Genomic DNA, 18,986 nt, shown 5'->3' with positions numbered 1-18,986 from the left:
ATTCATGATTTATGCACAGTAGGAGTAATGCTGATTAAATCATCAATATTCCGTTTCATCACTTTGCAAATCGTGTCTAAAGGTAAGTCGTTTGCATCATAACCAAAGGGGTTTTCAATTTCTAAACCAATGGCTTCAATCCCTAGCAAAGTAAAGCTAACTAAAGCAGAAATTAATCCAGTCCACCAATGAAGATCATCTACTATTTGAAATGGCAAGAGAAAGCAATATAGTAACAATAATTGTTTGAGGTGAATAGCATAAGCTAGAGGCATGGGGGTTTTTAAAATTCTTTCACAAGTTCCTAAATTATCTACTAATATATTCAATAATTCTTGCATATTTGCACATTGATAATTATTGATGCAATGGCGCTGATACTGTTCTTGTAAATAATCTCCAATCCAGATAGATATATCCAAGGGAGGATTATTCATCATCTTTAACTTGGTAAATTTATTTGCTGGAATTAGTGCTTCTAAATCACTATTAACAGGTTCACCTCGTAAATGTAGTTTTGTCGCTACTCCAAAGGCCACAAGTAAGTTTAATGCAGCAATTTTATGATCTTTATCTTTTAATTCTTTTTCATCAACAGATATCCAAATTTGTCGAGCTAAATTACGGGTAGTATTAACTATTGCACCCCAGGATTTTCTACCTTCCCAAAACCGATCATAAGCTGTATTGGTACGAAATACTAATAATAAACCTAAAACAATACTGGGAATTACTGTACTTAAAATAGGTTGAGAAACAGGGATTTTAAAATGATAAAGTATAGAAACTAATACCCCAAAAATACCAGACAAAAGCACCCGTTTGTAAATAGCAGAAATTACTGAACCTTTCGTTTGTAAAGCAATTTCAAACCACTGCGATTTTTTCTCAGCCATAAAATTCCCTCGTGATTTCCAAGATTAAATAAAATTATACAAAATGTCCTGAAATCTAGCAATACTTCATTAGTTATTCAGACCTCACCTTTATGACCCATTGTGTTTGGTGATATTTACCACTACGGATGGCACAGGACGCACGGGGGAATCAGTATCAGTCCACAATTTCCGATTCTGGTACTAATTTTTGCGGATAAGTCTCATTTTCGACTGTAAAAGGGATTGTGACAGATTATGTGATTACCATAACAGTGTGAATTGATTTTTTATGATCTTTAATTTAGAAAGATTTTATCAAGCCTGTAATCCTTCCCGTCCGTTGATGATTGAGAATGTAGACGACCGGATGTATTATACTGATTTTACCTTAGTTCGTGGTGGTAAAATTATTGAGGCTTTGCTACGGACTATTACTAAAATTTCGCCAAATATACCAACTTGTCAATTATTTACGGGACATTTAGGTTGTGGAAAATCTACGGAATTGTTACGACTCAAAGCCGAGTTAGAAGCGCAAGATTTTCATGTTATCTATTTTGAATCTACCCACGTCTTAGAAATGGTAGATATAGATGTTACAGATATCTTGTTAGCAATCGCTGGTTTAGTCAGTGAAAACTTGGAAGCGATGAAACTAAGTGTTCAACCTAGTTACTTCACCAAATTATTTAGGGAGGTGCTAGAATTTTTACAAACGCCCCTAGAATTGGGTTTAGAAGCGGAATTGTCCGTAGGTATTGCTAAAATCACTGCAAAAACCAAAGAAAGCCCACATTTGCGAAGAAGGTTAAGAGACTATTTAGAACCACGGACAGAAAATATATTACAATCAATCAACAAGGAACTATTAGACCATGCCAATGCAGAATTTAAAGCTCGGGGTAAAAAAGGATTAGTGGTTATCGTTGATAACCTGGATAGGGTGGCGATACGTCCCTTACCTTCTGGGCGCTCGTTACCAGAATACTTATTTATTGATCGGGGGGAACAATTACGCAAGCTAAATTGCCATATAGTTTACACAATTCCCCTAGCATTGACATTTTCTAACGATAGTGCCGAACTACAACATCGTTTAGGGGGTGGAGTCGCGCCGAAAGTATTACCAATGATTCCCGTACGAAAGCGCTCTGGAGAAATTAATCCTGAAGGGCTAGGGCTAATGAAACAAATGGTATTAGCAAGAGCCTTTCCTGAAATTTTACCAACAGATCGTTTAAATTTAGTTACTCAATTGTTTGATCATGTGAACACTCTAGATCGTTTGTGTCTGATTAGTGGTGGTCATGTCCGCGACTTATTAGGACTATTATTTGATTGTTTAAGAGAACAAGATCCACCTTTTGATCGTAAGTGTGTTGAATTGGTGATTCAAAGACAAAGAGATTACCGATCTAATGCTATTGATATGGATGAAAGTGAATTAATCTTTCAGGTGATTCAAGATCAACGAGTCAGAGGCAATGTAGAGTATGATATTTTATTAAGGAGTTTATTCGTATTTGAATATCGTGATCACCAAGGTGTTTGGTTTGCACTTAATCCGGTTTTAGCAGAAACTGAAAAATTTCAATTATGGTTAAAAGACAGCAAGCAGAGAATATAATTACTGCTAACGAACAGTCTTTACGTAGTTTAGAAAGAGCAATTACCTTTTCTAAAAATCAGTTTTCAGTCATCTTTCTGTGCTGTAACTACGAATTTTTGCGAGAGTTGATCTTAGAGCAACTAGCAGTTAAAGGTTGGGGTAATCAGAGGATTCAAAATATTACCCTAGCCAAAAATACCACCAGTTTATATAACATAATTCAATCACAACTTACTATTAATGAACCTGCAGGATTAATGATTATGGGGTTTGAGTCAGTCTATGAAATAGATGACCTCCTCCGTGCCATTAATCAAGTCCGGGATGAATTTCGTAAATGTTATCAAATTCCCATGATTTTATGGGTAAATGATGAAGTCTTACAAAAAATTCTGCGGTTAGCTCCAGACTTTGCTAGTTGGGCTGCTACACCAATTAGATTTGAAATGACTTCTCTGGGGTTACTAGAATTTCTGCAACAGGAAACAGAGGATTTATTTACTAGATTTTTACAAAATAATCATCCTCAAGGTAATTATTTTACCCTGGAAAAAATATGGGTTAGTAGTAACCAACTCAATTATGCAATTAAAGAATTGCAAGACCATGGTATGACAATAGAAGCTGAATTAAATATCAGTTTAGAGTTTATCTTTGGTATAGATAATTATATTAATAATCGCATTAGTTCTGCTTTAACTAATTTTCAGCAAAGTTTGCAATTTTGGCATTTACAAGAAAGATTAAACGAGATAGAAGATCCAATTCTCAGAAAAGGATATGATTCTTCCCTTGATCATCTTTATCGTTTTAAAAAGGCAATTTTATTACTGCATATTGGACTATGTTTTTGTCGTCTTGCTGAACAAGACAAAAGAACGAGTGAGGGATATTGGCAATCAGCAAAAATATATTTTCAAGAATGTTTAGAAATATTAGAAATCATTGGATATTTAGAATTAGTTTCTGAATATATTGGGCAATTATCAGAGGTTTTATATACTTTAAAATCATGGTCTGAATTGCAGGTTGTCGCTCAAAAATCTCTAGAATTACATCAAATTTATGGTAATAAAATTCAATTAGCTTGTGATTATGGTTTCTTAGCACAGATAGCTGTACATAATTCAAACTGGATGGAAGCTAGTATTTTAGCTCATATATCATTACTCCAATTAGAACAAGCCAAAAATCAATATGAATCAGATCATTGTTTATTTCCTTTACTATTAGAACAAATTTGGTTATTAACTCTAGTTAAAGCCCTCAAGAATATCACACGAATAACAATAGCAAAAGAACATATAGATAAGGCGGCTGAACAACTATCATTAGCTTTAGAAAATAGTGAACATCAATATGATGCCCATCGTTATATTCGCTTATTACATATTCTCAGATCATTATACTTTCAAGCAGGTCAATATCTTCAAGCCTACATTATTAAACAAAAACTTCATTCTGTAGAACAACAATATGGGTTTGTGCCATTTATTGGTGCTGGACCTTTACAACCTCAAAGACAAGTCACTAATCCGGCTTTAATGTCTACATTTGGAAATAGTAGTATAGCTTTAGAAATTACTGGTTCTGGCCGAGAATATGATGTTAATAATTTAATTGGTAGAATTAGTCGTGCTGACCAAAAATTGATCGTTATTCATGGACAATCAGGTGTAGGTAAAAGTTCTATTGTTACGGCTGGTTTAGTTCCCGCGCTGCAAAACCGCGCTATAGGCGATCAAATTGCTATCCCGGTGGTGTTACAAGTGTATACAGATTGGTTAGGAGAATTAGGAAAATCCTTAACCAGAGCCATGTTAGAATTGCAAAAAATATCAGCTATAGAAACAGAATCTTTAGTAAGTTCTTCTCCACCCACAACTATTAATTTGATTTTGCAACAACTACGGAAAAATGCAGATAATCATTTAATTACAGTCTTGATTTTTGACCAATTTGAAGAATTTTTCTTTGGTTATACAGATATTCATAAAAAACAAGAATTTGATCAATTTATTAGTGATTGTTTGGGTATATCTTTTGTAAAAGTTATCTTGACATTGCGTGAAGATTATTTACATCGCCTCCTAGAATTTCAATATCTTTCATCAGTTGAAGCTATTAATAATAATATCCTTGACAAAAATATTCGTTATCAAATTAATAACTTTTCTCCTGAAAATGCGAGAAAAATTATTCAAAAATTAACTGAACGTTCACATCAAGAATTAAAATTTAAATTAGAACCGGATTTAATTGATGCTCTAGTTGCTGATTTGTCCTCAGAACTTGGCGAAGTTCGTCCCATAGAATTACAATTGGTAGGTACACAATTACAAGATAAATATATTACTACTCTTGCACAATATCAACCCTATCGCCCAAATCAGTTAATTATAGGATATATCAAAGAATTAATTAAAGAATGTGGAAAAGAAAATGAACGTGCTGCTCTGCTAGTTTTATATCTATTAACTGATGATCATAATAAAAGACCTTTTAAAACTCGTGCAGAATTAAAATCAGAACTCTCAGAAGTAGAAGATGCTAAAAAATTAGAGTTAATCTTAGATATTTTAGTGCGCTCAGGGTTGGTTGTTCTCTTTCCTAATATTCCTGAACGCTATCAATTAATTCATGATTATTTAGTAAACTTAATTCGTTATCTGCAACAACAGGAATCTGGACTCAAAACACAAATTAATAGATTACGGGATAAAGTTAGAAATAGTTTTGAAGAAATCGAACGTCTTAAAAGTGAATTAAAGAAAACGCAATACAGCGTAACTTTAGGACAGACTTATAACCAAGAAGGAGATAACTTACTAACAGAATTGAGAGAATTACGCAAACGAGAAGAAGAAAGTCAAATAGAAATTGAACACCTAAAAACAGAACTAAAAGAAAAAGAGCTAATTACAAAATTAGCCGATAGTCAAGAAAAACAACGCTTGAGTGCAATTAGATTAAATATTGCACTGAAAATAGCTTTAACCGCTTCTATTATTGCTATGTTTGGTTTAACTATTTCGGTGATTACAGCCAAAGATAGTGAAATGCAAACCCTTAGTGCATCTAGTGAGGCTTTATTTGCTTCTCAAAAAGGTCTTGATGCTCTCAAAGAAAGTTTAAAAGCAGGGAAAAATTTAGAAAAAACTCTATGGATAAATACTTCCACCAAAGAAAAGGTACTAAGTGCACTGTATCAAGCGGTTTATGGAGTCAAAGAACGTAACCGTTTAGAAGGTCATTTATCGGGAGTGAGAATGGTGATATTCAGTCCTGATAAATCTTTAATAGCTTCGGCTAGTGCAGATACAACAATTAATATTTGGAGTCCTAATGGTCGTTTAGTCAAAACTTTATCAGGCCACGAAGATATAGTCAATAGTGTGAATTTTAGCCCTGATAATAAAATGTTAGTTTCTGCTAGTCAAGATACAACAATTAAATTGTGGAGTAAAAAAGGTAAACTACTAAAAACTTTATTAGGTCATAAAGATTCAGTAAATAGCGTTAGTTTTCGTCCTGATAGTCAAATTATCGCATCTGCAAGCACAGACCAGACCATAAAATTGTGGAGTAAAAAAGGTAAATTACTAAAAACTTTGCTAGGTCATAAAGGTGCTGTTTTAGCTGTAGCTTGGTCTAGTGATGGTGAAATTTTGGCTTCTAGTGGTGCTGATAAAACAATCAAATTATGGAGTCGGAAAGGTGAATTATTAAAAACTTTATTAGCTCATAAAGATGCTGTAGTCGCTATAGCTTGGTCTCCTAATAAGAGAATTATTGCTTCTGCAAGTTTAGATAAACAAATTAAATTATGGAATCAGGAAGGTCGATTACTGAAAACTCTCTCTGGACATAGTAACGGTGTTATTAGTATCAATTTTAGTCATGATGGTAATACTTTAGCCTCTGCTAGTATGGACGAAACAGTTAAACTTTGGGGTCTTGATGGTAATTTACTAGGAACTTTACGAGGACATAATAGTTGGGTATATAGCGTTAATTTTAGTCCTGACGGACTAACTTTAGCCTCTGCTGGTAGAGATAAAACTATTATTTTGTGGCGTTGGGATAATCTAATTTTGCGTGATCCCCAAGTTAATCATGATTGGGTAACAAGTATTAGTTTTAGTCCTGATAATAATACTATTGCTGGTGCTAGTCGAGATCAGAAAATAAAAATTTGGAATCGAGAAGGTAAATTACTAAAAACACTCACCGGTCATGATAATCAAGTTTGGGGTGTAGCATGGTCGCCTATTCCTTTAGGATTTCGTAAAAATGGAAGCATTTTAGCCTCTGCTAGTGAGGATAAAACAGTCAAATTGTGGAGTCAAGAAGGTAGGTTACTACAAACATTATATGGTCATCATGATACGGTTTTAGCTGTAGCTTGGTCGCCTGATGGTAATATTCTCGCTTCTGCTAGTAAGGATAAAACAATAAAATTGTGGAATCGAAATGGTAAATTACTAAAAACTTTAAATGGTCATACTGATGCTGTTAATTGGGTTAGTTTTAGTCCGAATGGTAAATTATTAGCTTCTGCTAGTGATGATAAACTAGTGAAATTATGGACAATTGATGGTCAAATAATCAAAGATCTAACTGGTCATACTCGCAGAGTAAATGGTGTCGCATGGTCGCCTAATGGTGATGTTTTAGCCTCAGCTAGTCTGGATAGTACCGTCAAAATTTGGAGCACGACTGGTGAATTAAAGCAAACACTGATGGGATATGGTGATGGTTTTATTAGTATTAATTTTAGTCCAGATGGTAAAACTTTGGCGGTTAGCAGTGATAATCAGCTTAGGTTGTGGAATCAAGAAGGTGTTTTACTCATGGCTTTAAAAGGTGATGAAGAAGAATTAACCAGTGTTAGTTTTAGTCCAGATGGTAAAATATTGGCTGCTGGTAGTGGTAAAGGTAATATAATTTTACGTAGGTTATCAGATATTACTTTAGAAAGATTACTTAGAAGTAATTGTGAGATATTAAAAGACTATCTACTATATAATCAAACTATGACTAGAAATAATGGTTATGGCGATAAAATTCATAAAAATTTGTGTGAAAATGATTGAGAGAATTACTATTTATTTACCCATTTTTTAGCGAATAAAAATTTACCTATGACTATGCAAATTAATTTTTTACCAGATGATGTTACTGTAAATGCTCAAGTGGGAGAATCCTTATTAGATGTAGCAGAACGGGCTGGAGTATCAATTTCTACGGGTTGTCTTATGGGGAGTTGTCACGCTTGTACTGTAGAATTAGATAATGGGGAAATTGTCCGGGCTTGTATTACCGTAGTTCCACCGGGAAAGGAGAAATTAACGATTCATCTTTTTAGTGATCCAACTTGGTAATGATCATATAGCACATTCCGCTTGAGTGAGGTAAAATTTATGTATAAGTGCCCGCACCACAAGAGTTTTATCATTTCTAGACTAGTTTTAGAGCTTACATAGGTAATTAGATAAAACCTCTTAAATTAGGGTGAATATTTGACTCCAGGGGTGGGTTTATGATGTCAAATACTGATTTACGCGCTCCCATGTTTCCTTTATTTTTGCCCAAATATTAAAACGAACTGTGAGAGATTTTGGGAATTTAGTTCCTGATTTAGTAGTAGAAATTAAATCAAAAACTGATAGAGTTTCTAAATTAGAAGATCAACTTAAATTGTTTTTAGAATTAGGTGCAAAAGTAGCAATTCTCATCAATTCTGATGAATTAATTGTTAATCTTTATCATCCTGATGGTAAAATTACATTATTAACAGAAGATGATCAATTAACACTAACTGAATTATTTCCTGGTTGGGAAATTGCTATTTCTGAATTAAGTCCTCCTGTATTTGAATAGGTGTTTATGTCCGCAATTTTTGATCTTAAATCATAAATATTAACCATTCTTGGTTTATAGCTTTACCACAAATTGTGAACATTCCTTAACCTAATTTTTGGCTCTTGTACCAAACGTATTGTATTGTACAAATTATCAATTTCCTGCAACCATAGGACAAACTTAGTTAAAATTATCCATTGACCCTAAAACAGAAACACACAAAAACTCATGTCAGACCAAATGCAGTGGACAAACGCCCTATCAACTCGTGCTTCCTTAGAAGCAGCAATTAATGATGTCGTAGAACAAGCAACAGCATCTTTAACCGCACCTGCGGATTTAGGATTCGTATTCATTTCTTCTGCCTTCATGAGTGAGTATCCCCGACTTTTACCCTTATTGGCGGAAAAACTTTCTGTACCTGTATTAATTGGTTGTAGTGCTGGAGGTATCATTGGCAGAAAAAAAGCAGAAGAAACTGAAGAAATAGAAGCAGAATCAGCACTCAGTCTGACCTTAGCCCATCTTCCCGGCGTGGAAATCCGGCCTTTTCACATTCTAGTCGAAGACTTGCCAGATTCCGATAGTTCCCCCAAGGCTTGGATTGACTTAATGGGTGTACCAGCGTCACCAGCACCCCAATTTATTCTCTTGTCTAGTCCTTTTGGTTCAGAAATTAATGATTTGTTAGCAGGTTTAGATTTTGCCTATCCTGGTTCGGTAGTCGTGGGAGGACAGGCCAGCAGCGGCTTTATGAATGGCCGCATTGGTTTATTTTGTAATGATCAGTTATTAAGGGAAGGTATCATAGGAATAACTTTAACTGGCAATATTGTCTTAGATACTATTGTTGCCCAGGGATGTCGTCCTATTGGTGAACCATTGCAAATCACTAAGGCTGAACGGAATATTATTATCGAGTTGGATGAGAAAAAACCCTTAATGGTATTGCGGGATTTAATTGGTAGTTTGAGTGAATATGATCGAAATTTAGCCCAAGATTCTTTGTTTGTGGGTTTAGCAATGGATGAATTTCGGCTGAATTTACATTCAGGAGATTTTCTAATTCGTAATATTTTAGGAGTAGAACCTAATGCTGGGGTGATTGCAATTGGCGATCGCATTCGTGTCGGTCAAAGGTTACAATTTCATCTCAGAGATGCCTCAGCTTCCGCCCAAGATCTAGAAATTTTACTCCAAAAATATCAAAGTCAAAATACCGGAACTTGCTCTCCTGTGGGATCTTTGATATTTACCTGTTTAGGACGAGGAAAAGGACTTTATGGCCGACCTAATGTCGATTCTCAACTATTCAGCCGTTATCTCCATAATCTGCCCATAAGTGGCTTTTTCTGCGACGGTGAAATAGGTCCTGTTAGCGGTAGAACTTTTCTACATGGTTATACTTCTGTATTTGTTATTTGTCGTTCCAGGGAATAGGGAATGGAAAAATATCTTTTTTATTTACCCTTGTCTATTTTCCAATTAAAAGCGTACTATGATTATCAATCAAAGACTTATTCCCATCATTAACCGCGCTATATTTTTCAATGTAACGACGCACATGAATGGGAAAATGAGGATATTCTAACATTGCATCACCATCGGCAATAGTTGCCCAAAAGTCCCGTAAACCCGGCGCTAGTGTTTCTGCCTGTGCTAGTGGTAAACTTAAAGGTGGTAAAGTTAATAACTTCAACACAAAAGGATAAGAGCGATCGCCCATCCATTGCCGTGATAATGTTTGTAAATCGGGGAAATCTGGAAGTGATTCTACACGGTGAGAAACCACTTTCAACGATTCACTACCCAATTTATCGCGGTTAAATTCCAATACTCGATAAGGATGAGGATAACTAACTAAAGAACCAGTAGTAATATCATATATACCTTCTGCGTAGGCCACATCTTGAACGTGCAAATGTCCCGTAAATACTAATTTAACTCCATAGCGTTGTAATAATTGCCGGAGTTCTGGAGCATTTTTCAGCATATAACGATTGGCCATCGGATGACATGATTGATTCGGTAAATGTTCAACTACATTGTGATGGATCATTACTAAAACTAATTCATCCTTAATTGCGGCTAACTCCCCTTCTAGCCACTGAAATTGTTGACTATCTAACTGTCCTATTTGCTGCCCTTGATGATCATAAGAGTTAGAATTAAGACCGATTAACCTTACCCCTGGAAATATCTGAAGATTATAATAATGTTGTTGAGGATTTTCATAACCAAACTGCTGGTAAAAATAGGGAAAATCTGCAAAGCCAATAGATTGTTCATTAGCTATTAACACAGGGATATCATGATTACCAGGAATCACATAAGATGGAAAAGGTAACTGAGACAATCGGTTTTGTAACCAACGGTGATTTATCGGTTCACCATGTTGGGTTAAGTCTCCAGGGATCAACAGAAAATCTAGATCTAATTGGGTTAAATGTGCTAATACACTATCAAAAGCCGGAATACTCACTTCCACCAAATGGAAGCGACTAGGATGATCCCAGATTGTTTCAGGAAGTGCAATGTGTAAGTCACTAACTATAGCAAACCGAAAATTGAGTTTCATTGGGTTAAGAAAATGTTAAAAATCTAGTTGGAAAAAATTATTATTCTCAAAGTATAACCCTGACTGTGTATACTAGTGTGGGAATATTTAGACTTAATAATATTTGTATACATTTATTAAAGATTTTATTTTTTTAGGAGAGTAAATTTTGTCACCTGTTCGAGTTCGTCAGCACGTTAACCCCCTTGCGAGTAAATTTCAAACCCCAACCGCTTCTCCAGACTGGGAAAGTATTTATACACAACCAAACCTACCACTACATTTAGATATTGGTTGTGCTAAGGGTAGATTTGTTTTGAAAATGGCGCAAATAGAACCAAATTGGAATTTTTTAGGCTTAGAAATTCGAGAACCGTTAGTAGTAGAAGCCAATAGAATCCGCGAGGAAATGGGTTTAAAAAATTTACATTATATGTTTGCAAATGTGAATAATTCCCTAGTTTCTTTGTTATCCAATTTACCATCAGGAAGATTACAAAAAGTGACAATTCAATTTCCTGATCCTTGGTTTAAAAATCGTCACGCTAAACGTCGGGTAGTCCAACCGGAATTAGTTACAGAATTAGCTAATTATTTAGCTGTGGGTGGTGTTGTTTTTCTCCAATCTGATATACAATTTGTAGTAGTGGAAATGTGCGATCGCTTTTATGAACATCCCGCATTTGAAAAGCTAGGAACAACAACATGGTTGACCGAAAATCCCCTTCCAGTTCCCACAGAACGGGAAATAGCCACCTACAATAAAGGTGAACCAGTATATAGGGCTTTATTTAGAAAGAAAACTGAAATTTTAGATTCTGGGGGTACATGAACAACGGAAAAAGGGTAAAAGCAGTAAAAATAATTAGTTATTTGGCTTTAGCTATAGGGTACAGGATGTAAATTCAAAGCCAGATAGCAAGCCAGTTTTACTCATGATTCCTGACTCCTGCTGTATCTTGGAACTAACGAATTAAACCAGCCCGTTGAAAGATAGCATGAGGAGTAATTTCTAATCCTGGTAATATTTCATGACTGATAATTTGATGTTCTCGAAAAGTTACAGGAAGAGAAGATAATGTAAAAACAGTGATAGTTTGAGATATTGTATCTACTATCCAAACCAATAAAATACCAGCTTGTAGATAATAAGTAGCTTTATCAATCATATCTCCGAAAGTTTGACCAGGAGAAATAATTTCGATAACTAATTCTGGTATAACAGGACAAACTTCATCTTCAAGCCAGTCAGCAGAAAGACGGTGATAGGAAATATAAATTAAATCAGGTATGGGTATCCAAATTTCTTGATTTCTGGTTAATTTTACCCCCCATTCTACAACAACACGACCTTGATATTGCGCCCATGTAGATAATAATATAAATAACGCTCCTGTGGTTGAGCCATGAAAGAATTTAGGAGACATTTGCTCATTTTTATATTTAGGTACAGCTTCACCGTCAACAAACTCATAGGTAGTATCATTTTCAGGAAGTGCGAGAAATTCTTCAACAGTCAGCTTAAGTTTTACTTGATTCATAGTTAGTTTGAAGGGATTAATCTTCCCGACTTTTATAATAACTAAATTTGGGGATCTTTGGGTGTGTGAGATCCCCTAATTCCCATTTTAACGGTCTTAATTCCTGATTTCAAGGAAGTTTATATTTAATGTTAATTATCAATTAATTATCAAAAAATAATCCTTGAAGAATAAATTAAGCACCACGTCTTAAAGATAGTTCTACTTGTTTAAATTCTGTATCTAGACGTTTTTTCAGCTTTTCAGGAACGGGACGATTAGGATAAGAACTGTAGTGTCCTGCGAGAGAATTTAGGGCTGTTCGCATAGTTGTAAAAGAGCTAAGATTTGCTACAGAACTATTCCGTTGATAGCGAGCCGAGAAATCATTAATTTTCTCACGGGCTTCTGCTTGTAGAGCGGCTTTATCAGGAGAATCCTGAGATACTTCTAGGGCTTGTCTCAAAGTATTGACTACGGCTAAAGTATCTTGACGATAATCACCACTTAAACTATCTGGACTCCCACCACAGCCAACTAAACCGATAACTAAAATTAAAACCAGAGAAAGCAGACGCGACCAATAGCTTTTCATAAACATTAAGCAAAAAAACAAGTAAATCAAAATCCATCCTATCTTGGATTGGTATATGGAGGATATGGGACAAATCAATGCAAAATTAAAAATTCCAGAAAACCCTTACCCATTACCAATTAGACTATATAAAGTATCCCGTTGTTGGTAAGGTCTTTTCAAAGAAGTTATTGCATTTTGTAAAGTTTCCACTTCCATGCAAGTACCACCAATAGCCCCGGCCATGGTGGTAATATGTTCTTCCATTAATGTGCCACCAAGATCATTACAACCCCAATTTAAGGCCGTTGTAGCACCAGCCAGCCCTAATTTTACCCAACTTGGTTGATGATTGGGTATGTAATTTCCGAGGTAAATTCTCGCCACAGCGGTTAATAATAGAGAATCAGCTAAAATCGGTTGATTTCTTCCTACCCGTCTCCGTAAGGATTTGGGGGCTTCTTGTCCCACAAATGGTAAAACAATAAATTCGGTAATTCTAGCAGGATATCCTGTTTCTATTGCCTTTTGTTGGAGCGATCGCAATTTTTCTAAATGTCCAATTTGTTGTTCTTGAGTTTCAATATGTCCAGATAACATTGTACTAGTAGTTGGTACACCTAATTGATGGGCTGTACTGACAATTTCTAACCAAGTTGCAGTATCAATTTTTTCTGGACATAATACCCGTCTCACATCATCATCTAACACTTCTGCGGCTGTTCCGGGCATAGAACCGACACCAGCATCTCGCAAAGCTATAATTACATCAGTATAGGAAATTCCGTCTAATCTGGCGATAAATTGGATTTCCTGGGGTGAAAAAGCGTGTAAATGTAGGTGAGGAAATTCGCTTTTGATGGTTTCTACCAGTTTGAGATAATAGGGTAAGGACTTACCGTTGATTTGCGCTTGTGGGTGTAATCCCCCTTGCATACATATTTCCGTTGCTCCTCGACGCACCGCATCCGTAGCTTTTTCCAAAATCTGCCCCCAGTTTAACCAGTAAGCATCCTGATCACCATCATCGCGCCGAAAAGCACAAAAACTACAATGTTGTTCACAAATGTTAGTAAAATTAATATTGCGGTTAATAACGTAAGTAACTGTATTTCCGACTTGTTTTTGCCTTAATTTATCCGCTGTAGCTTGAATTTGTGTAACTGCGTCTGGATTGGTCTGTTTTAATAAAAATATCGCATCATTCGGGGATATATTAGTATCTGTTAAAGCAGACTCAAGGATAGAATCAACAGTTATATTAGTCATTGGTGATCAATCAAATATAAAAGACTTATTTAAGTTTCATAATAAATTGAAATTTGCAACCTTTAAATATTATTTGGGTGCGGCTCTTTTAGGAAGACGGGGGGAGGGGTCAAACAACCACTAGCTTGGTAGTGGAGTAGTAGAGCAACGAGCTTGAGAGACACCTTTGAGCAAAGGAAATATTGAATAATTGTTTGGATCATACTAAGTGTATGATACTCTATGGAAAACTAACCTTTATACAGACAATTTGGCAATTTAAGATTTACCACGTACCTTATGAAGACAAGCTCATCTAATTCCTTATTAACAGTTCCTACAGGTGTGTTGAGAATTTCCGAATTTACACCCCAGGAAATAACTGAAAACAATCCCATTCTCCTATCTTTAGTTATCCCTACCTATAAAGAACGTGAAAATATCCAAAATGTAGTTAATATCTTGAGTGGGTTATTGGATAAGGCTATTTCTGGTAATTATGAACTGATTATAGTGGATGATGATAGCCCAGACCGAACATGGGAAGTAGCGGAAAATCTCATTCCAGATTATCCCCAATTACGGGTCATGCGTCGTCAAGAAGAACGGGGACTATCTTCGGCGGTAATTCGTGGCTGGCAAGCCGCCAGAGGCAGTATATTAGGTGTAATTGACGGAGATCTGCAACATCCTCCAGAAGTGCTCACACAATTATTGCAGAAAATTGAGCAAGGAGCAGATTTAGCAGTAGCTAGTCGTCATGTCGACGGTGGTGGTGTAAGTAGCTGGAGTATAGTCAGACGCTTTTTATCACGTGGAGCCCAGGTGTTAGGATTAGTGATTTTACCAGGGGTATTGGGTAGAGTTAGTGACCCAATGAGTGGTTATTTTATGGTACGACGAAAGGCGATCGCTAATACTACACTTAATCCCATAGGGTATAAAATTCTTTTAGAAGTTATTGGCCGGGGACAGGTGGGAGAAATTGCTGAAGCTGGTTATGTCTTCCGAGAACGCACAGAAGGAGAAAGCAAGGTAACGTGGAAACAATATCTAGACTATATTCAACATTTAATTAGATTACGGGTATCTACTGGGAGACTAGGAAAAATTCGTCAAAAAATCAACTTTCCCATTGAGCGATTTCTCCGTTTTGGTGCGGTAGGATTTAGTGGTGTATTTGTAGATTTAACCATATTTCACCTCATGCGTACCGTGATTAATTTGGGGTTAACTCGCAGTACAATTTTATCCGCCGAAATAGCAATTCTCAATAATTTTCTTTGGAATGATTTGTGGACATTTGGGGATATTTCCCGAAAACAGACAGGAAAGCGACAGCGTTTCAAAAGATTCTTAAAGTTCAATATAGTCTGTTTAGCTGGGATAATCATCCAAACCCTAGTAGTCAATTTTCTATTCAATAGCTTGGGTATGAACCAATATATGGCCAAATTAATAGCGATCGCAGTAGCCACAATTTGGAACTTTTGGGTTAACCTAAAACTAAGCTGGCGAGTCACAGAAGTCAAATAAATCCATTAACTCATCTGCGTTTATCCGCGTTTATCTGCGTTTAATTGTATTAGTTCTTTGATTAAACAAACCAGACATACTCATACCCGTTACCAACAGACCAATCAATCCCAAGCCATTTAAAATTGGATAAATTGCTTCTAAATGCAAAATTTCCCCAGTATGAATTTTCAACATTAAGTTAGATGAAATTCCAGTATTAATCGGCCATTCCTTAACAACAGTTACTAACATTCCCGTTAACACAGTTAACAACAGCGGTAAACAAACAATAATACCAATAACACGATGATATTTACGAAATGCTTTTTTCATGTTTATTCCTTAGTATTGTTAAATTCAATTTCTACGTAGTTAAACCTTCAATCCTTCCAACCACAAAATACTAAACACCCCAGCAATAAGACTAACTAATAAATCATCAAAATGCAAAAAAGAGAACCGGAATAAATGGTATAACAAAGGAACATAAAGCACTAGTCCCATAAACACCACAATCCATTACTTCCATAACTACAAAATCATCCCATTTAACGATTTTACCCTGATTAGACTGCCATTAGACGAATATTGCAAAGTATTTCCCAATAAATTGCCTGTTCTTTTCAAGTTCTTTACTTTGCTGTTCTAGCCTGGGAAACATTAACCGTGAAAAAAATATCCATTAGGAGTTGACAATGAAGAATTTCAAACGAATGTTAATTATTGCAAGTATCAGCTTACTGACTTTAGTAGCTTGTAATAAACCTAAACAAGCTGCCACCGAAACTATCCCAGCACCGGCTTACAATTCTACAGAAAAAGCCCCAACTAAAACATCTGCAGCAGGTAATACAGATTTACTCACTGTAGTCTCCAAAACAGAAACCGCAGTTAAATCTGGTAATTTTGTGGAAGCTAAAAAAGAATTTGATAAATTTGAGGATGTATGGGAAGAAGTAGAAGATGGTATAAAAACTAAATCTCCTGATAACTATGAAAATGTAGAAAAAAGTATGGACGAAATTTCTGGAGAACTGAAAGCTGCTAAACCCCAAAAAGACAAATTAATCACAGCATTGCAATCATTAGAAAAAACAATTAATACCATTTCTAAGTCTTGATAAAATCTCAAATCCAATAATTTTAAATTGGACAACATTTAAATATAATCGGTTTTCAGTAGGGTGGGCAGTGCCCACCATTTTTAGATAAATTTGTAAATTAGATATTAGTTCAAGTTGCTAATAATCAAATTGAGACTAGTAATAGGTGATCAAATACCTATTTTCATCCTGCCTGATACTGACAATAAATTCATGAAAAAGGTTTCAGCCATTTTCGGAAAATAGCAATATCGAGAGCAAAAGCAGCAAGAGCAAACCATAATATACTTTCTCCTGCTAAAATTAAAAAAGGTAAAATCGGATTATTTAGATGCCAACCAACTTCTATTTGAGTTAAACCCCGCACCAAACCAAAAGCCCAAACTCCACCAGTTTTGAGGTGAGGATTAGCATCTACGCGGATAATATAACGATAGGTGACACCAAAGAGAAAACCAGAAAAACCTGCTATAACACCATTTAATAACATCTGTAAATTTACTATATCAACTCCATCATAAATAACCAAGGGAAAATACTTATCCAACCATAAAACATTAATGAAGCTAGTGCCAAAGAAAGCCAAACCTAAAGATATACTGCCAATTACTCCCGCTTTGAGAGATTCTAACCTTTCTGCCATTAGTTCCATAATCTTGCCAAACCTCCCATCAATATAGTTAATGAATCAACCGCATTTTCCCAGTATGATAAATATTAGAGACCTTTTGTAATTATTTGAAAAGTAGAACTATGATTTTGACACTGGGTTGGGTATCACTGTTAGTTGTGTTTACTTGGTCGATTTCTATGGTAGTTTGGGGACGCAACGGACTATAGAGGAATCGTGGAAAGTCCATTTTTGGGTGTTTTGGCCTTATTTGGCGTAGTGCTGCTAATAGGAGTCACTGGTGGTGTTGTTTATCTAACATTAGCAGATTGGCGTGATCGCCGTCGACTCGAAGACGAAACCCGCCAAACTCGACGTAGCACTAGCAAACGAAAATAATGCTATTACAGCATATATAGCTGTATTTTGCGTTAAACATTGTTTATGTAGGGATAACAGCTAATCCTGTCCCTACATAATCTATATTTATTGTTAAAATAAATCCCCTCTCTAAAAGCAAAAGTCGGTTAAACCCGACTAATAATAAAATTATATTTTCTTCCTCTTCGCGCCTCCGCGTGAGAAAACCATTTCAGAAATACTCATTGACATACTCACCGACCTGAAGGTGCGGTGATTCTTGACACTTCAATGAAACACGCCACAAGTGGTCTTATCGTCCCTCCATGTCCGTTTAAAGTCTCCCAATGCCCTATGGCGACTATGACCAAATTTTAACATAAAGCCGTCCTAGAAGGACGGGGCTTGTGTCCCGTCTTTTCGGTCACAAATCCAATAAAATAGAAAAAATATACTTGTCTATAGAAAAAACTACAAACAAGTACAGTAAAAAATAACAGTAGTTTATTAAAAAAATAAAATTATTAGTCGTTATCCCATTCTTCGCGTCCGATTAAATCACCAATGCGATCGCGTAGTAAAAAATCACACTTTTCTAATTCACATTCTACATAAACCCACTCTCTAGCGGGAATGAACTGGCAAAGTGTATAAATTGGCTGTTGACGACCAACCATTCCCTTTTCCACCAGTTGGCGGGCTTCTTCCTGAATGATATTCAGAGAGTAGTAATTGTAATTGATAGAAGGCACCGTATTCACACTCATGGTTTTTTTCTCACAAAATTACATCAAAATTACATCAAAATTACATTTAGATAGGGTTTCCATTATTCGCTAGGAACAAAAATGGCAATAATTAAACCTGCGTTCAGAGTTTTGTAGTTTGCTATACGGAACTATTATCATTCTGACCCCATAAACCTCCAAATTATCTAAAGAAATGTTAAGTTTGTCAACAAAGTATGACATTTATGGTAATTGAACTTCATATTTTTAAGATAACAGGAGTTAAGCGTACTAATCAAACCTAGATATTTATATTTTCAATATTTTGGATAAAAATAAATACTAAAATCATATCATATTGGTTGTGATGTTAACTATACAGGTTAATATAGATTTACAGATTTTTACCTCTATCC

Annotated in this window: 18 protein-coding genes; 10 read left to right on the top strand and 8 right to left on the bottom strand. The window is 35.5% G+C overall.

Annotated features, from left to right (window positions below; genetic code table 11):
• Positions 1–2: 2 nt before the first annotated feature.
• Positions 3–896, bottom strand: a complete 894-nt coding sequence (locus H6G44_RS14385) for a bestrophin family protein (protein WP_190387196.1) — start codon at positions 894–896, stop codon at positions 3–5.
• 271 nt (positions 897–1,167) lie between these two features.
• On the opposite strand from H6G44_RS14385, the gene H6G44_RS14380 reads away from it, so the two are divergent.
• The 5 genes from H6G44_RS14380 to H6G44_RS14360 all read left to right on the top strand — a co-directional run bounded on the left by H6G44_RS14380 (position 1,168) and on the right by H6G44_RS14360 (position 9,792).
• Positions 1,168–2,505, top strand: coding sequence for a P-loop NTPase fold protein (locus H6G44_RS14380; RefSeq protein ID WP_190387195.1), 1,338 nt, complete (start codon positions 1,168–1,170; stop codon positions 2,503–2,505).
• Positions 2,475–7,583: a WD40 domain-containing protein gene (locus H6G44_RS14375; protein ID WP_190387194.1), complete on the top strand. Its 5,109-nt coding sequence runs from the start codon at positions 2,475–2,477 to the stop codon at positions 7,581–7,583. The genes H6G44_RS14380 and H6G44_RS14375 overlap by 31 nt, the downstream gene beginning before the upstream one ends.
• Before the next feature lie 48 nt (positions 7,584–7,631).
• Positions 7,632–7,871, top strand: coding sequence for a 2Fe-2S iron-sulfur cluster-binding protein (locus H6G44_RS14370; RefSeq protein WP_190387193.1), 240 nt, complete (start codon positions 7,632–7,634; stop codon positions 7,869–7,871).
• A gap of 226 nt (positions 7,872–8,097) precedes the next feature.
• On the top strand, positions 8,098–8,370 hold the full coding sequence (locus H6G44_RS14365; protein WP_311138773.1) for a Uma2 family endonuclease: 273 nt from the start codon (positions 8,098–8,100) through the stop codon (positions 8,368–8,370).
• A gap of 210 nt (positions 8,371–8,580) precedes the next feature.
• A complete protein-coding gene (locus tag H6G44_RS14360) occupies positions 8,581–9,792 on the top strand; it encodes an FIST signal transduction protein (RefSeq protein ID WP_190387192.1) in 1,212 nt (403 codons plus the stop codon).
• A gap of 34 nt (positions 9,793–9,826) precedes the next feature.
• Here H6G44_RS14360 and H6G44_RS14355 read toward each other — a convergent pair whose 3' ends face one another.
• Positions 9,827–10,930, bottom strand: a complete 1,104-nt coding sequence (locus H6G44_RS14355; RefSeq protein WP_190387191.1) for a metallophosphoesterase family protein — start codon at positions 10,928–10,930, stop codon at positions 9,827–9,829.
• Between the two features lie 148 nt (positions 10,931–11,078).
• Between H6G44_RS14355 and trmB the strand changes: the two genes are divergently transcribed.
• Positions 11,079–11,741 carry a tRNA (guanosine(46)-N7)-methyltransferase TrmB gene (trmB, locus tag H6G44_RS14350; RefSeq protein WP_190387190.1) on the top strand — a complete coding sequence of 221 codons (663 nt, stop codon included), beginning with the start codon at positions 11,079–11,081 and terminating at the stop codon, positions 11,739–11,741.
• 133 nt (positions 11,742–11,874) lie between these two features.
• Here trmB and H6G44_RS14345 read toward each other — a convergent pair whose 3' ends face one another.
• The 3 genes from H6G44_RS14345 to cofH form a co-directional block, all read right to left on the bottom strand.
• Positions 11,875–12,450: a Uma2 family endonuclease gene (locus H6G44_RS14345; protein ID WP_190387189.1), complete on the bottom strand. Its 576-nt coding sequence runs from the start codon at positions 12,448–12,450 to the stop codon at positions 11,875–11,877.
• A 175-nt stretch (positions 12,451–12,625) separates the two neighbouring features.
• Positions 12,626–13,030, bottom strand: coding sequence for a photosystem II protein Psb27 (gene psb27, locus H6G44_RS14340; protein WP_190387188.1), 405 nt, complete (start codon positions 13,028–13,030; stop codon positions 12,626–12,628).
• A 99-nt stretch (positions 13,031–13,129) separates the two neighbouring features.
• Entirely contained in the window at positions 13,130–14,272 is a 1,143-nt protein-coding gene (gene cofH, locus H6G44_RS14335) for a 7,8-didemethyl-8-hydroxy-5-deazariboflavin synthase subunit CofH (protein WP_190387187.1), read from the bottom strand.
• Between the two features lie 279 nt (positions 14,273–14,551).
• Here cofH and H6G44_RS14330 point away from each other — a divergent pair, with 279 nt between their 5' ends.
• Complete coding sequence (locus H6G44_RS14330; RefSeq protein WP_190387186.1) at positions 14,552–15,787, top strand: glycosyltransferase; 1,236 nt, start codon at positions 14,552–14,554, stop codon at positions 15,785–15,787.
• Between the two features lie 30 nt (positions 15,788–15,817).
• On the opposite strand, the gene H6G44_RS14325 is transcribed toward H6G44_RS14330, so the two are convergent.
• On the bottom strand, positions 15,818–16,102 hold the full coding sequence (locus H6G44_RS14325; RefSeq protein WP_190387185.1) for a peptidase: 285 nt from the start codon (positions 16,100–16,102) through the stop codon (positions 15,818–15,820).
• 362 nt (positions 16,103–16,464) lie between these two features.
• Between H6G44_RS14325 and H6G44_RS14320 the strand changes: the two genes are divergently transcribed.
• On the top strand, positions 16,465–16,890 hold the full coding sequence (locus H6G44_RS14320) for a DUF4363 domain-containing protein (RefSeq protein WP_190387184.1): 426 nt from the start codon (positions 16,465–16,467) through the stop codon (positions 16,888–16,890).
• A 193-nt stretch (positions 16,891–17,083) separates the two neighbouring features.
• Here H6G44_RS14320 and H6G44_RS14315 read toward each other — a convergent pair whose 3' ends face one another.
• The gene (locus H6G44_RS14315) at positions 17,084–17,524 is read right to left on the bottom strand and encodes a hypothetical protein (protein ID WP_190387183.1); all 441 of its coding nucleotides are present in this window, start codon (positions 17,522–17,524) and stop codon (positions 17,084–17,086) included.
• Positions 17,525–17,625: 101 nt separating this feature from the next.
• Between H6G44_RS14315 and petN the strand changes: the two genes are divergently transcribed.
• Both petN and H6G44_RS14305 read left to right on the top strand, forming a co-directional pair.
• Entirely contained in the window at positions 17,626–17,712 is an 87-nt protein-coding gene (gene petN / locus H6G44_RS14310) for a cytochrome b6-f complex subunit PetN (protein ID WP_013189847.1), read from the top strand.
• Between the two features lie 7 nt (positions 17,713–17,719).
• Positions 17,720–17,881: a hypothetical protein gene (locus tag H6G44_RS14305; RefSeq protein ID WP_190387182.1), complete on the top strand. Its 162-nt coding sequence runs from the start codon at positions 17,720–17,722 to the stop codon at positions 17,879–17,881.
• Between the two features lie 485 nt (positions 17,882–18,366).
• Here H6G44_RS14305 and H6G44_RS14300 read toward each other — a convergent pair whose 3' ends face one another.
• A complete protein-coding gene (locus tag H6G44_RS14300; protein WP_190387181.1) occupies positions 18,367–18,609 on the bottom strand; it encodes a DUF4327 family protein in 243 nt (80 codons plus the stop codon).
• Positions 18,610–18,986: the final 377 nt, after the last annotated feature.

It is taken from the genome of Aphanizomenon flos-aquae FACHB-1287, from assembly GCF_014698755.1.
GTDB classification, from domain to species: domain Bacteria; phylum Cyanobacteriota; class Cyanobacteriia; order Cyanobacteriales; family Nostocaceae; genus Dolichospermum; species Dolichospermum flosaquae.
The sequence above is the reverse complement of the archived record's forward strand: the minus strand, read 5'-3'. Positions and strand labels throughout refer to the sequence as shown.

Bases quoted from the DNA above. Each gene is read 5' to 3' on its own strand.
- H6G44_RS14385 (WP_190387196.1), bottom strand. From the start codon at position 896: ATGGCTGAGAAAAAATCGCAGTGGTTTGAAATTGCTTTACAAACGAAA.
- H6G44_RS14380 (WP_190387195.1), top strand. From the start codon at position 1,168: ATGATCTTTAATTTAGAAAGATTTTATCAAGCCTGTAATCCTTCCCGT.
- H6G44_RS14375 (WP_190387194.1), top strand. From the start codon at position 2,475: ATGGTTAAAAGACAGCAAGCAGAGAATATAATTACTGCTAACGAACAG.
- H6G44_RS14370 (WP_190387193.1), top strand. From the start codon at position 7,632: ATGACTATGCAAATTAATTTTTTACCAGATGATGTTACTGTAAATGCT.
- H6G44_RS14360 (WP_190387192.1), top strand. From the start codon at position 8,581: ATGTCAGACCAAATGCAGTGGACAAACGCCCTATCAACTCGTGCTTCC.
- H6G44_RS14355 (WP_190387191.1), bottom strand. From the start codon at position 10,930: ATGAAACTCAATTTTCGGTTTGCTATAGTTAGTGACTTACACATTGCA.
- H6G44_RS14345 (WP_190387189.1), bottom strand. From the start codon at position 12,450: ATGAATCAAGTAAAACTTAAGCTGACTGTTGAAGAATTTCTCGCACTT.
- psb27 (WP_190387188.1), bottom strand. From the start codon at position 13,030: ATGTTTATGAAAAGCTATTGGTCGCGTCTGCTTTCTCTGGTTTTAATT.
- cofH (WP_190387187.1), bottom strand. From the start codon at position 14,272: ATGACTAATATAACTGTTGATTCTATCCTTGAGTCTGCTTTAACAGAT.
- H6G44_RS14330 (WP_190387186.1), top strand. From the start codon at position 14,552: ATGAAGACAAGCTCATCTAATTCCTTATTAACAGTTCCTACAGGTGTG.
- H6G44_RS14325 (WP_190387185.1), bottom strand. From the start codon at position 16,102: ATGAAAAAAGCATTTCGTAAATATCATCGTGTTATTGGTATTATTGTT.
- H6G44_RS14320 (WP_190387184.1), top strand. From the start codon at position 16,465: ATGAAGAATTTCAAACGAATGTTAATTATTGCAAGTATCAGCTTACTG.
- H6G44_RS14315 (WP_190387183.1), bottom strand. From the start codon at position 17,524: ATGGAACTAATGGCAGAAAGGTTAGAATCTCTCAAAGCGGGAGTAATT.
- petN (WP_013189847.1), top strand. From the start codon at position 17,626: ATGATTTTGACACTGGGTTGGGTATCACTGTTAGTTGTGTTTACTTGG.
- H6G44_RS14300 (WP_190387181.1), bottom strand. From the start codon at position 18,609: ATGAGTGTGAATACGGTGCCTTCTATCAATTACAATTACTACTCTCTG.